7 protein-coding genes are annotated in these 14312 nt (G+C 70.5%); 4 read left to right on the forward strand and 3 right to left on the reverse strand.

The window, feature by feature from the left end:
* Positions 1 to 172 precede the first annotated feature (172 nt).
* The 3 genes from ACZ6CZ_RS31205 (at position 173) to ACZ6CZ_RS31215 (ending at position 10638) form a co-directional block, all read left to right on the forward strand.
* Positions 173 to 7531, forward strand: coding sequence for an SDR family NAD(P)-dependent oxidoreductase (locus tag ACZ6CZ_RS31205; protein ID WP_469027838.1), 7359 nt, complete (start codon positions 173 to 175; stop codon positions 7529 to 7531).
* Between the two features lie 144 nt (positions 7532 to 7675).
* On the forward strand, positions 7676 to 8779 hold the full coding sequence (locus tag ACZ6CZ_RS31210; protein ID WP_469027841.1) for a ferritin-like domain-containing protein: 1104 nt from the start codon (positions 7676 to 7678) through the stop codon (positions 8777 to 8779).
* A gap of 113 nt (positions 8780 to 8892) precedes the next feature.
* Entirely contained in the window at positions 8893 to 10638 is a 1746-nt protein-coding gene (locus ACZ6CZ_RS31215; RefSeq protein WP_469027843.1) for an ABC transporter ATP-binding protein, read from the forward strand.
* Here ACZ6CZ_RS31215 and ACZ6CZ_RS31220 read toward each other — a convergent pair.
* Both ACZ6CZ_RS31220 and ACZ6CZ_RS31225 read right to left on the reverse strand, forming a co-directional pair.
* On the reverse strand, positions 10600 to 11745 hold the full coding sequence (locus ACZ6CZ_RS31220; RefSeq protein WP_469027846.1) for an SDR family oxidoreductase: 1146 nt from the start codon (positions 11743 to 11745) through the stop codon (positions 10600 to 10602). The genes ACZ6CZ_RS31215 and ACZ6CZ_RS31220 overlap by 39 nt on opposite strands.
* Positions 11746 to 11976: 231 nt before the next feature.
* Positions 11977 to 12525 carry a putative immunity protein gene (locus ACZ6CZ_RS31225; RefSeq protein WP_469027849.1) on the reverse strand — a complete coding sequence of 183 codons (549 nt, stop codon included), beginning with the start codon at positions 12523 to 12525 and terminating at the stop codon, positions 11977 to 11979.
* Between the two features lie 235 nt (positions 12526 to 12760).
* Between ACZ6CZ_RS31225 and ACZ6CZ_RS31230 the strand changes: the two genes are divergently transcribed.
* Positions 12761 to 13168 (forward strand): STAS domain-containing protein, encoded by a 408-nt coding sequence (locus ACZ6CZ_RS31230; protein WP_469027851.1) that lies wholly within the window; start codon positions 12761 to 12763, stop codon positions 13166 to 13168.
* A 251-nt stretch (positions 13169 to 13419) separates the two neighbouring features.
* On the opposite strand, the gene ACZ6CZ_RS31235 is transcribed toward ACZ6CZ_RS31230, so the two are convergent.
* A complete protein-coding gene (locus tag ACZ6CZ_RS31235) occupies positions 13420 to 14301 on the reverse strand; it encodes an SDR family NAD(P)-dependent oxidoreductase (protein WP_469027853.1) in 882 nt (293 codons plus the stop codon).
* Positions 14302 to 14312: the final 11 nt, after the last annotated feature.

Here is a 14312-nt window from a genome sequence, read left to right on the forward strand (position 1 = left end):
CACCCCGAGCCATGGCCCTCCGGAGCGCAGTGCGATCCGGCAGCGGACGGAGAGGGCGGGGTTCACACGGATTGATCACTTGTAGGGCCGTGCGAGTGAAGCAGGTCGGGCCGGGTCGGTGCGGAGCCGGAGACTGTCGTGGACCGCGCCGGAATGCCCAGAGGAGAACGTCGTGACCGCAACGCCTCAAGCCGTCGCCATCATCGGCACCGCGTGCCGGCTGCCGGGAGGCATCAGCGGTCTCGACGGTCTGTGGACGGCTCTGACGAAGTGCGAGGACCTGGTAGGCGAAGCACCGGCGGACCGGTTCGTGGCGGCGGACTTCCTGGACGGGGGCCGGCGCCGAGCGGGCCGCAGCTACACGTTCGCGGGTGGCTTCCTTCCGGACATCCATGGGTTCGACTGCGAATTCTTCCGCGGTATCTCGCCGCGCGAGGTGCTGCACATGGACCCGCAGCAGCGGATGCTGCTGGAGCTGGCGGTCGAGGCACTGGACGACGCGGGCGTCGACCCGGAGCACTGCGCCGGGTCCGACGGCGCCGTCTTCGTCGGCTGCTCCGGTCATGACTTCGGCCGACTGGCCAAGACCAAGGCAGCAACGGGCGACGCCTACTCGATGACGGGGAGCGCGCTCGCCAACACCGCCAATCGCGTTTCCCACCTGCTGGACTGGCACGGCGAGAGCTTCGCGCTCGATACCGCCTGCTCCTCCGCTCTGACCGCCGTGCACCGTGCCTACGAGCATCTGTGTGCCGGCCGGGCATCGCTGGCACTGGCCGGTGGCGTCAACGTCCTCCTGGACCCAGGTGTCTTCGCCGGGTTCTCCAACGCCTCGATGCTGTCACCGACCGGCCGCTGCCGTGCCTTCTCGGCGGACGCCGACGGCTATGTGCGCTCGGAGGGAGGCGGCCTGCTGCTGCTGAAGCGGCTGGAGGACGCGCTGGCGGACGGTGACCGGGTCCACGCCGTGATCCTGGGCAGTGGGGCCAACAACGACGGCCGTACCCCGGGGATCGCCGTGCCCAGTGCGCGGGCCCAGGAAGCATTGCTGCGGCAGACGTACGACGAGGCGTCCGTGCATCCGGATCGTCTGGTCTACCTGGAGGCACACGGGACGGGAACGCCCATCGGCGACCCGATCGAATGTGAGGCCATCGGCCGGGCACTGGGCGCCCGGCGTACCGTCGGCCCGCTGCCGATGGGTTCGGTGAAGACCAACCTCGGGCACATGGAACCGGCCTCAGGCGTACCCGGTCTGCTCAAGGCCATCCTGGTGCTGCGGCACGGCACGGTGCCGCCCACGCTCCACGCGGAGCCGCTCAATCCGCGGATCGACTTCCAGCGACTGAACCTCAGCCCCACAGTGCGGTCGCAGAAGGTCGAGGTGACCGCCGACGCGGTGATCGGGGTGAACTCGTTCGGCTTCGGCGGCGCCAACGCACATGTCATGCTGGGGCGCGCCCCGCAGAGGCAGCCGTCGCAGCCACCGGCGCGTCCCGTGCCCGTCATGGTCTCCGCCCGTGGACCCGCCGCGCTCGCCGAAGCCTGCGGACGGCTCGCCGAGAGGCTGCAGCACGCCGATGCGAGCACGTTCCACGACATCGCGTACACCACGTCACGCCGCCGGGCCCGGCACGACCACCGCACGGTGGTGCTGGCCGCGACGGCCTCAGAAGCGGCGAGCGCTCTGCTCGCGGCGGCGCAGGGCGACCGCCCGGCGCCCGGATCGGCGACCGCCCGGAAGGTCGCCCACGGCCGGGTGGTGTTCGCCTTCTCCGGCAACGGATCGCAGTGGCCCGGCATGGGGGCCGAACTCCTGCGTACGGAGCCCGTGTTCCTCCGGGCGGTCCAGTCCGTGGACCGGGCGCTGGAACCGCTCCTCGGCTGGTCGGTCACTGAGGCGATGGGCGCGGGTGACCCCGAACGGCTCAAGTCCACGGAGCTGGCGCAGCCGCTGCTGTTCGCCTACCAGCTCGGTGTCGTGGAACTGCTCCGCATCCATGGTGTGCGTCCGGAAGCGGTGGTCGGGCACAGCGTCGGTGAGATCGCCGCGGCCCATACGGCCGGAGCTCTCGATCTGGCGGCGGCTGCCCAGGTGGTGGCCGCGCGCAGCCGGGCCCAGGCGCTGTCGGCCGGCGCCGGGCGGATGGCGGCCGTGGGGCTCTCCGAGGAGGAGCTGGCGGCCGAGATCGCCGCTTGCGGACACCGTCTGGAACTCGCCGGTGTCAACAGCCGTACCGACACCACGGTCGCCGGACCGGCCGAGGACGTGGCCTCCCTCTGTGAAGCACTGCAGGACCGCGGGATCTTCGCGCGTGAACTCGACCTGGACTACGCCTTCCACAGCGCGGCCATGGAGTGCGTCAGAGACTCCCTCCTCAACGATCTGCGGGGCCTTGAACCCACCGAGCCGAAGCTGGTGTTCGCTTCCACGGTGGCCGGCGGCGTGCTGGGCGACGAGCCACTGGACGCCGGCTACTGGTGGCGCAACGTGCGCGCACCCGTGCAGTTCGCCCCGGCCGTGGAGGCGCTGGCGGCCGAAGAGTTCGACGTCTTCGTCGAGATCGGCCCGCACTCCGTCCTCAGCCCCTACCTGCGCCGTCTGCTCCACGGCGACCGGTCGCCGGCGGAGGTGGTACGAACTGGTGCCCGGCGGGCCGACGGACCGGCCGTCATCACCACGGCGGTCGCCCATCTGCTGGCCGCCGGGGCCGACGTCGACACCCAGGCGTACTTCCCCGACCCCACGCCACCGGTCGCCCTGCCCGCCTACCCCTGGCAGCGAGAACGGCTGTGGGCCGCCGATCCCGGCTGCTGGTCGGGCATGAGCACCGACGGCGTGACGATCCATCCGCTGCTCGGGCAGCGGGCCCTCACCGCCCAGCCCGCCTGGCACGGAGTACTGAGCACCGTCCGTGCGCCGTGGCTGCCGCACCACCGGGTGGGCCGGACCGCGGTGCTCCCCGCGACCGGATTCCTGGAGGCCGCGCTCGCGGCAGGCCGGCAAGTCCTCGACACCTCCACGCTGGAAGTCACCGAGCTGTCCGTCACCAGCGCCTGTGTCCTGCCCGGCGACGACAGCACGGACGACCTGCTGCTGCAGACCGGTGTCGATCCGCAGACCGGAGCGGTGAGCATCGCCAGCCGTACGGCGGACGACGCCCCCTGGCAACCACACGCCCAGGGCCGGGTCCGCCGACTGCTGCGCCCGGCTCCGGCCGACACGGACCTGAACGCACTGCGGGCTCGTCTGCGCGCATCGCCCTGGCCCGCCGACACGCACTACCGGGCACTGGTCGACAACGGCATCACGCACGGCCCGGCCTTCCAAGTGCTCACCGAGTTCCGGCTCGGCGAAGGCGAGCTGCTGGCGTCCTACCGCACCGATCAGACCGTGGACGGCTATCTCGCCCACCCCGTGGTGACCGACGGGGCACTCCAGGCGGGCGCACCGCTGCTCGCCGAGGTGGCCGGTGACGGGCTCTTCCTGCCCGTCCAGCTGGCGGAGGTGCGGCGATGGCACGCCCCGGCGCCCGAGGGCTACCTGCACGTGCGGCTGGTCCGTGCGAACTCCCGGGAGGCGATCTGGGACGTGCGCGTGATGGACCACGACGGCCGCGTCAGCATGGAACTGCACGGCTGCCGACTGCGACGGTTCGACCACCGCACGACGGAGCCCGCCACCCTGCACGAGCTGGTCCTGCGGGCCGCCCCGTGCGGTGCGGCAGCACCGGTCCAGCTGCCCCCTCCCGCCGATCTGATGGCGGAGACCGCCACGGCCCGCGAGCAGCGGCGCAACCGGATCGACGACCACTATGACGAGGTCGCCGCCCGCACCGTGGCGATCATCGCCACATGGACCCGGCAGGCCATCGACGCTCTCGTCCCCGGGGTGACCGAATTCGGGACCGATGAGCTGTGCGCAGCTCTCCACGCACCCGGACACGGCCCCTACCTGCGGCACCTTGCCGGAGTGATGTGCCGGGCGGGGCTGGCCGAGCCCCTCCCGGGAACCGGCCGATGGCGGCTGACCGCACCGACCGCCGTCCCGGACCCGCGGGAACAGATCCGCGCACTGCTCGCCGAACGGCCCGAGGCCCTGACGCTGACCCTCCCGGGACTGCGGTGCGGCATGCAGCTGCCCGCGATCCTGCGAGGCGAGGCCGATATCCGGGAGATCCTCTTCGGCGAGGCCGACCAGCACGTGATCTCCCAGCTCTACAGCAACGCCCCTCACCTGCGGCTGCACCACGCCTACGCGGCGGAACTGCTGGCCGCGACGGTCAGGCACTGGGCGCCCGGCCGGCCGTTGCGCATCCTGGAAGTGGGGGCCGGGACCGGCGGCCTGACCGGCGCGCTTCTTCCCGTGCTGCCGCCCGAACGCACCGTGTACACCTTCACCGACCGGTCGGCGGCCTTCATGGCCGGGGCCAGGCAGCGGTTCTCCGGGTACGACTTCGTCGAGTACGGCACGCTGGACCTGGACCAGGATCCGACGGAGCAGGGCTACCGGCCCGGCCACTATGACGTGGTGGTCGCCGGCGACGCGCTCCACACGGCGAAGGACCTGGCCTCCTCAGTGACCCGACTCGCCGAACTGCTGGCCGACGGCGGCATGTTGCTGGCACTGGAGAGCCACGACCACGTCTGGGCCTCCACCTGCTTCGGAGCGCTGGACGACCACTGGAGCCACACCGACACCGATCTGCGACCGGAGTCACCCCTGCTCGCGCGGGACCAGTGGAAGGCGTTGCTCACGGAACGTGGATTCGACGCCGTGGCCTGTACCGGTGAAGCACCGGACCCGGAGCGCAGGAGTCACTCGGTCATCCTCGCCCGGCGCGCTCCCGCAGCCAAGGAGGCCCGGTCCGTCGCCCGGCCCGCTGTGGCAGGCGTCTGGGCGGTGGCCGCCGAGGCGGGACACGAACTCGCCGCCCCACTCGCCGCCGCGCTCGGCGCGCCGCGGCCGCTTCCGCTCGACGGCCGGGGCCTGGACGACGCCTTGCCGGCCGGTCCCGACTCCCCTGCGGGGATCGTCGTACTGGTCGACTCACCCGGCCTGACGGCGGAACCGGTCACGACCATCACCAGAAGCGTCGAGCACCTGCGCGACCTGGTCGGCCGACTGGGCCGTCACCACGCCGCACTCTGGCTGGTTCTGCCGCCGACCGGGCTCTTCCCGGCGCCTGAGCGTCCTCAGATGCCCGAGGCCGCGGCCCTGTGGGCGCTGGGCCGGACGATCGCCACTGAGTACCCGCACCTCGACGTCCGCATGATCTCCTTGGAACGATCGCCGGAGGCGGACCGAGACGTCGATCGGCTGATCGGGGAACTGCGGCAGCCGGGTGACGAACGGGAGGTCGTTCTCACCGCAGCCGGTCGCTTCGTTCCCCGGCTGACCACACCGGCACCGCACTCCCGCCGTCAGTCCGAGGGATACCGGCTCAGCCTGCGGGACCCTGGCATGACGCACCGGCTGGTGTGGGAGCCACAGGAGACGAGCGCTCCCGCGCCGGGAGAAGTCCTGGTCGCGGTCCGCGCCGCCGCCCTCAACTACCGTGACGTCATGCTGGCCACCGGGCTGATCCCGGACGATCAGCCGGTGCCGGACACGGCAGGCCCCGCCCTGGGGCTGGAGGGCGCGGGCGAGGTGGTGGCGGTCGGAGCCGGCGTGATCGGCTTCCAGCCGGGTGACCGGGTCTTCGGCTCGGGAATCGGCTGGTTCTCCTCGCACGTCGCCGCCCGAGCCGAGCAGCTCGGTCACATGCCGCCAGGAATGACCTTCGCCCAGGCGGCCACCTTGTCCGCCGTCTTCCTGACCGCTCAGTACAGTCTCGAACGGCAGGCCCGCCTCCGTGCCGGTGAGCGGGTACTCGTCCACGGCGCGGCCGGGGGCGTCGGCCTGGCGGCCCTGCAGTACGCCCGGTCGGTGGGAGCCGATGTCGTGGCCACGGCCGGCACCCCGGCCAAACGTGCCCTCCTGCACATGCTCGGCGTGGAGCACGTACTGAACTCCCGCGATCTGCGGTTCGCCGAGGCCGTCAAGCAGCTGACCGACGGCCAGGGCGTCGATGTGGTGCTGAACTCACTGAGCGGCGAGGCCATCTCTCGCGGACTGGAGTGCCTGCGGCCCGGCGGTCGCTTCGTGGAGCTGGGCAAACGCGACTTCTACGCCAACACACCCGTGCTGCTGGGCGCGTTCCGGCGGAACATCGCCTACTTCGGTGTCGACGTGGCGACCTTGCCCGTCCAGCTGCCCGACATCGCCGCCGAGGAGTTCACCGAGCTGTGCCGCCGTGTCGCCGACGGCCGGTACCGGCCTCTGCCGCACCAGGTCTACTCGGCGGACAGGATCACCGAGGCGTTCCGTTCACTGCGTCACTCCAGACACCTGGGCAAGATCGTCATCGAGCTGGGTGGGCCGGTGTCGGTCGAGCAGCACGTTCCGCCCGCGACGTTGGCGTCCACGGGCAGCTATCTGGTCACCGGCGGACTCGGCGGGCTGGGAGGAGCCCTGGCGGAGCTGCTGGCCCGGCGCGGAGCACGCCACCTCGTGCTCATCGGTCGTCGAGGACTCGCCTCGCCCGAGGCGCCGGGCCTGGTGGCTCGACTGGAGGACATGGGGGTACAGGTCACCGCTGTCGCCGCCGATGCCGGGGACCGGCAGGCCATGGGCCAGGTGTTCGCGGACGCCGAAAAGGCCGGACATCCGGTGCGGGGTGTCGTCCACGCCGCGATGGTGCTGGACGACGCTCCCTTGGCGGAGCTGACGGCCGAACGCATCGAGGCCGTGCTGCACCCGAAGGTGCGTGGTGCCGCCGTACTGTCCGAACTCACTCAGGACCGGGAACTCGACTTCTTCCTGGTCTGCTCGTCGCTGACGGCCCTCGCGGGCAACCTTCGGCAGAGTTCCTACGTGGCTGCCAACGCCTACCTGGAGGCGTTGATCCGCCGGCGCCGCGCCCACGGCCGGCCGGGCAACGCGCTGGCGCTGGGCGGCGTCGGCGAAACAGGCGTCGTCGTGCGCGCCGGCATCGAGCAGACGCTCCACCACATGGGCCTGGGCTCAGTCAAGCCGGCCGAGATCTGGCGAGCGTTCGAGGTCGCGCTGGCCGACGGACGCGAGGTCGGCGTGTTCGGCCGCGTGGACTGGGAAAGAGTGGGGCAGCTCCTTCCCGGACTCAACCGGGCGGCCTTCTCGACCTGGCGGTCGCGCACCGGTCAGAAGAGCGTCAGCCGGTCCGAGAAGCTACGCTCCCGCCTCGCCGGTCTGTCGGACGAGGCGGCGGCGCACGTGGTCTGTGACGAACTGGCCGGACTCATCGCCGAGGTACTGCAGACCGACCCCGAGCGCATCGACCGCACCTGCAAACTGGACCGACTGGGGCTGGACTCGCTGATGGTGGTGGAGCTCTCCCTGAGCGTCAACCGGAGGATGGGCTGCGACGTGCCTGCCCTCGAATTCCTGGCAGCGAGCAGTCTCGACGATCTGGGGCGCCGGATTCGCCCGCTGGTTGCCGGCCGGTCCTGACAACCGTCCGTTCCCTGCAGACCGGGAGCGGTGGCCCTGGCGGCTCCCGCTCCCGCTGCGGACTGCCAGGCCGGATGCCTCGACGACCTCGGCGGGGCCACAGCCGGCAGCCCGCCGCTCCCACCCGTCACAAGGAGAAGGACCATGCCCACACCCGCGTCCCGGTGCGCAAGCGAAGCCGGCGGGTGGGCGGTGCCCGCCAACGGAACCGCCAGTTTCACCTGGGAGTACGACGGCGGAAGGGAGCGACTGCTGGCGCTCTATCAGCGTGGTAAGGACCGCCAGTGGGATGCCATGCGCCGGATCGAATGGAGTCAGGAGGTCGACCCGGCCGATCCGCTCGGTACACCGGACGAGGTGCTGCCGCTGCACGGCACCTCCTACTGGGAACGGCTCAGCCCGGCCGATCGCAGCGAACTGCGGGCGCATTACGCCGCATGGCAGTTCAGCCAGTTCCTGCACGGGGAACAGGGCGCCATGATCTGCTCGTCCCGCATCGTGCAGTGCGCCCCCGACCTCGACGCGAAGTTCTACGCCGCCACGCAGACCATGGACGAGGCCCGGCACGTGGAGATCTTCTCCCGTTTCCTGTCCGAGAAGCTCGCCATGCACTACCCGATCAACAACAGCCTGCGCTGCCTGCTGGACAACACGCTGACGGACTCCCGTTGGGACATGCCGTACCTGGGGATGCAGGTGCTGATCGAAGGACTGGCCCTGGCCGCCTTCGGGCTGCTGCGGGACACCACCAGCAAGCCCCTGCCACGTCAGTTGCTGGCATACGTGATGCAGGACGAGACACGGCATGTGGCCTTCGGCAGGATGGCGTTGCGGGACTACTACCGTCAGCTGAGCGCGAGCGAACTGGCCGACCGCGAGGAGTTCGTGATCGAGGGCTGCCATCTGATGCGCAACCGGCTGCGCGGTACGGAGGTACTGGAGAACTTCGGTGTCCCCGTTGCGACAGCCACGGGGATCGTCGAGGGAAGCAGCTACCTGAGGCTGTTCCGGCGCACCCTGTTCTCACGGATCGCACCCTGCGTCCAAGACATCGGCCTGTGGAGTCCCGAGGTGCAGGACGCCTTCACGGAGCTGTGCGACTGGAGGTCCCAGGGCACCAGCCTCGACCGGCTCATGCGGCAGGACGAGGAAGTCGCCGAGCAACTCGACACCGAACGGTTCGCCAGCGAGGAACGAGCACGCGCCGAAGAGGTCACCGAAATGATCTCCCTCGGGCGGGAGCCCTGATGGCAGGGGTGGGCGTGTACCCGGCAGGGGGGCGGGGACCGTGCTCCGGCGAGGAAGCCGGTGCCCGCAGCACCGGGGAGGACCGGGAAACCGCAGGCGGAGGCCGCCGGAGGTTGCGCAGCGCCCCGACGGCGACGCCGGAGCCCCGACCCGCTGCCGCATCCGCGGCGCGGGCACCTCTGCGCCTGGCCGAACTGTCGCGCGGAAGCCGTGCGCTGCTGCTCGTCGCCGCGGCCTCGGCCTGCTGTTCCACGGGAGCGGGACTGGCCCTGCCCTGGGCCGTCAAGGACGTGACACTCGCCCTCACCCGTCATGAGCCGATCACCGGCCCGGTGCTGTGGCTCAGCGCGTTGGCCCTCGGCGCGGCGGGCAGCCAGATGGGAAGCGGCCGGCTGCTCGCCCGGGCCGGTGAGAATCTGGTGCTTCGTCTACGCCGTCATGTCATGGAGCACGTGATGCGGCTGCCGCTGTCCGCTGTCCGGACACACGGAGTCGGTGACGTCACCGCCCGCGTCACGTCCGACGCCTCACTCGTGCGTCTCTGGGCGGAGGCCGCTCTGATCCACCTCCCGGTGGCCGGGCTCGGTACGGCCGCCACCCTCACGACCATGGCCTGTCTGGACCCTTCCCTGACCTTGCTCACGGTGGGCGCGTTCGCCGTCGTGGGGGTGCCGCTGATCAGCGCGCTCACGCGGACCAGACGTGCGGCCGACGCCCAGCAGACCGCGCTGGCGGACCTCGGACAGCAACTGTTCGCCTACTTGACCGCCCTCGCGCCCATCAAGGCGTACCGTCACGAGGCCATCGCGGTCGCACGGCTCGGGCGCACCGCAGCCCACCTGAGCGCCGTATCCACCACCGCCGGCCGCCTCCAGTCGATGTTGGGCCCGCTGGTGGGGCTGGGGCAGCAAGTGGCCGTGATGGCCGTCACCGTCGCCGCGGCCCAGCGGATCACCGCCGGCGGACTGTCGCCGGCCGCCTTCAGCGCGTTCTTCTTCCTGCTGCTGTATCTCACCTCTCCGGTCACCGTCGTCGTGGTCGGCATCGGACACCTCCGCACAGGCCGGGCCGCGCGGGCACGCCTCGACCGCCTGCTCACGGTCCCGACCGAGCCCTGCGGACCGCCGCAGGGCTCCGTCCGCCGGCCACACGGGAGGTGCCGTGAGGCCGTGAGCTTCCGAGGTGTCACGTTCGCCTACTCAGGGGCGGCCCCCACGCTGCTCAACGTGTCCTTCACGGTCCCCGCCACCGGCCTGACCGCGCTCGTAGGACGATCCGGAGCCGGGAAGTCCACGGTGTTCGCACTGGTCAGTCGCCTCGTGCAGGCCGACCGGGGCCGGATCGAGATTCTGGGACACGACATCGGTACCTGGCGGCTTCCCGATCTGCGTCGCCACATCGCCTATGTCGACCAGCACGCCTGCGTGCTGGAAGGCACGATCCGGGAGAACCTGCGGATGGGTCGGACCCGGCAGATCCGTGACACCGAGCTGTGGGAGGCTCTGGAAACCGTGGGATTGCGGGAGGTCGTCGAGCGACTTCCCCGGACTCTCGGGACGAGCCTGGGCCGAGGGCGGGATCTCTCCGGCGGCCAGCGCCAACGCCTGGTGCTGGCCCGCGCCCTGCTCAGCGACGCCACCCTCTTCCTGCTCGACGAGCCGACGTCTCAGCTGGACGATGCCGGTGAACAGACAGTGATGCGTGCTCTGGAGCACCTCGCCACGACGCGTGCGGTCGTCATCGCCACCCACCGGCTCCGGACAGTCCGGCACGCCCACCACACGGTCGTCATCGCGCCTGCCGCAGCCGACGACATGGACTCACCGACTCCGCGCCCGGCCGGCAGCGACGTCCGCTGACGCGGGGACGGTGAGCGCTGAGAGCAGGTAGTCCTCGTCGATGGGCGCGGGATCGGGGAGCCGGCCCACTGCTGCCAGGAAGCGTGTGCGGTCGTACCGACGGCGCAAGGTCGTGTACAGACTCGCGCCGGCACCCACATCGATGGCGGCCCGTTCCGCGTCCCCCACCGACACGGCCTGGCGCACGATGTCGACCTGCAACCGCGGGCAACAGGCATGCATGGCGTCCGTGATCATCCGTACCGGGGTGTTGTGCGGGTGCACGACGTGAAAGGTGTCCACCAGGTCATCGGGCGCCAGGCCACTGATCCGCGTCATCGCGGCGGCCGCGTGTTCGACCTGGACGAGGTTGAGGACTGCCTGGGGATCCCCTGGAATCTTCAGGTGGAGAGTGTCGCAACCGGTCAGTTCGACCAAGCCGCGGATGTTCTCCTCCACCTGGAGCAGCGACATCTTCGCCGCGATCTCCGCCAGCGGGTGCCGTGGGGCGCCAGGAGGCACCGGGCGCTCCGTGACGAGCACACTCGGGCGGAAAATGGTGACGGGGCGCTCGTGCCTGCGAGACCAGTCGTGCACCACCTGCTCGGCCAGAAACTTCGACTCCTCATAAGGCGTCAGAAAACCAGCGGAATCGTCGAGCAGGCTCTCGTGGATCACTCCGTTGAGGCGAGCGCCGGCGACGTAGGCGGTGCTGGTGTGCATCATCCTGGTCGTGGGCCCAGCGGCTCGGGCCAGTTCCAGGACGTGCCGGGTGCCCTCCACGTTCGTGCGGTACAGCTCGTGCTGCGGCCCGGTCAGAGCGATGGACCCGGCACAGTGCCAGACGGCGTCGACGGACTCGGCCAGATCCATGTAGGTGGCACGGTCCAAGCCGAGCGCGGCGTCCTGCAAGTCGTACCGCACCAGGCGGACCCGCTGATCGAAGTCCTCGGGAAGGACCGACCCTGTGGCCTCGGCCGCATGCCGGACCCGGCTCGCGGCGGTGGCCGGGGGATCACGGACCAAGGCCACCACGTCGCCTCCGGTGGCCAGTAGTTCCCGCAGGAGGTAGGAGCCCAGGAAACCGGTCGCTCCGGTCAACGCCGTCAACATGTCGAACACTTCCACGGTAGGCCACAGGGTGCGGACGCCCAGCCCGGTGAACCCACCCGGGCATTCCCCTCATGTGGAAACGATCACCGAGCGGATCGGTCACCTGATGGACATCCACTCGAGGAGGCCGGCTCGCCGTCGGTGACGCGCCGCGACAGCAGCCGTTCCTGCGCGCCCTGCTTGTCCTGACGCACCTCGAAGTCAACCGCTGACGGAGGTGGGGCCGCACCGTCTGAACGCTCACAGTTACTCAGCGAGGGTGAGTGAACGCAGGTCGGCGTCCAGCATGCGGATCAACTCACCGACCCGTCCGCCGCCACTCGGCGCCGTCGGGAAGCGTTTGAGCACATCAACGACGACCGGCGTCGCACGACGCAGCGTCTGCTCAAGGTGTTCGGCACCAACGCTCCGATCGTCGTCGGCGACGAGTTCAACCGCTCGGGCCGCATGGGCGCCGGCTCCGAGAATGTGCTTGACCTGGGTGGCCTTGGCCAGCGGATGCAGGTAGGCGGCGCCTGCCGCAGACATCGCTGCCCGAGCCGCCTCGCGCGCAGCCGCGGTGTCCGCGCTCTTGGCCGCCTTGAGTGCCGCCCACGCTCCATCGCGCAGAGCCTTCCCCCGCCCACCACCTCGAGCGAACTCCCACGCGGCGCCGACAGCGTCTCGAGGCCGCGAGTCGTCCGGCTGATCGCCCTCGAACACCTCGAGCACCACTTCCGCGCACGCTGCGGCGAACGCGGTGACCTCACGCAGATCTTGCTTACTCAGAGCGATCTCGCTCACTTCCCCTGTCATGAGTCCATCGTCGACCATCGCGCTGGACAGCCAGGCGGCTGGGGCGGCTCCCGGGCCGGTTCAGGCCCTCGGTGGCCGGGTCGAGACACGAGCCCATCGGCGACACCGTCGCCCGCACCGGTGAAGCGTGCCGGGATCGGGATCCGCTCACACCGGAAACCCGCGGTCAGCGCGTATGAACGTCGCCGGGCGGGGTAGCCGGGCCGCTGCCGTTCAAGCCGTTTGAGGAGTACTTGTGAGCGAACCAACAGGTCTGGGTGTCGAGGTGGCCGTGATCAGCTCCGACGCCGCGATCATCACCGTCTGCGGAGAACTCGACGCTGACACCGGTCTCGCCCTTCAGCACCAGTTGGCCGGTCAGGTGGTGCACGGACGACGTCACCTGGTGCTGGACCTGGCGGAGGTGCCGTTCATGGACTCCTCCGGGCTGCGTGTCATCGTGCGGACCGTCAACGACATGCGGAACGTCGACGGGTCCGTGTCCCTCGCCGCGCCCACCCAGGTGGTGCGACGCGTGCTTGACCTGACCGGGATCGGCATGAGCTGCCGGATATTCGACTCCGTGGACGAGGCCTGTGAAGCCCTTCTCGGCGGGGAGGGCGAGGTGTCGGATCTCGCGGTGCCCGACACGGCGGCTCGATAGCGAACCCGGAGTCGTCTCGGTACCGACGCTGCCTCGAACCCGCCCGCGGCCCGGCACGACGTCCCTCGGTGCGACCTGCACGGCCGGCGGCGGTCGGGCGCAGGCAGCGGCGGCTCGGGCCGTTGCTATGGGGCCTTGTCCGCGGCCTGGCTGTCCGGTCTGCTGCGCGGTCGGCATGTCGGCCTGGGTTTCCGCCGCTTCTGCCACCGCGGTCGGCCGGTCCATGTCTGCGGCTGCGTCAGGGCCGGTATTCAATGCTCAGGGTCACCACTCGCGGTCGAGGGTGTGAGCGCAGGGCCACCGTTGGGTGGGGCCGCGGCGCTGGCCTCGGTGATGGTCCTGGTCGTGAACGCGACCCGGTCGACGAACGGGCGGACCACGCCGGGGGCTGCCGCGGCAAGTGCGTGGAGCCGGTGCGGAGTGATCGTCTGCGCACGGCGTTCGATGCCCGACACGATGCTGCGCACGGCCTTGGAGACCGTGCACATCCGCCACAGCCCACGTCCGTTTCCGTTCCACAGGCGCCGACCTGCCGGATTCGCGTGCATCGCGTCCAACATCGGCGTCTTCAGGAAGGTCGGATGACACGTGCCGACGTCGACGCCGAGATGCCTCACCTCCAGGCGGATGCTGTTGCTCATCGCCCAGACACCGGCCTTGCTGGCGGCGTAGGGGCCTTGGAGCGGGGAGTGCACGAAGGCCGCCATTGAGGAGATGACCAGCAAGTAGCCCCGCTGACGTTCGACGTGCGGGAGGGCGGCCTTGAAGGTTCGCCATACTCCGGTCAGATTGACGTTGATGACGCGCTCGAAGGCGTCGGGATCAAGGGTAGCCGTCGGGGCGACGACGTTCACCCCGGCATTGGCGACGACGATGTCGATGCGACCGAAGTGGTCGGCGGCCCGGTCGATCGCGGAGCGGATGCTGACGAGGTCGGTCACGTCTGCGCGGGCTGCCCACGCGGCGCGGGGCCCGCCGAGCCTGTCGGCCTGAGCGGCGAGGGCGGTCCCGTCGCGGCCGAGGAGGGCGAGGCGTGCGCCTCGGTGGTGCAGTGCGTCGGCGAGGGCGGAGCCGAGTCCGCCGGCGGACCCGGTGATGACGACGGTGCGTCCGGCGAGGTCGTAGCGGCTCATGTGGCTCTTTC

This window comes from Streptomyces sp. NPDC041135 (genome assembly GCF_055592085.1).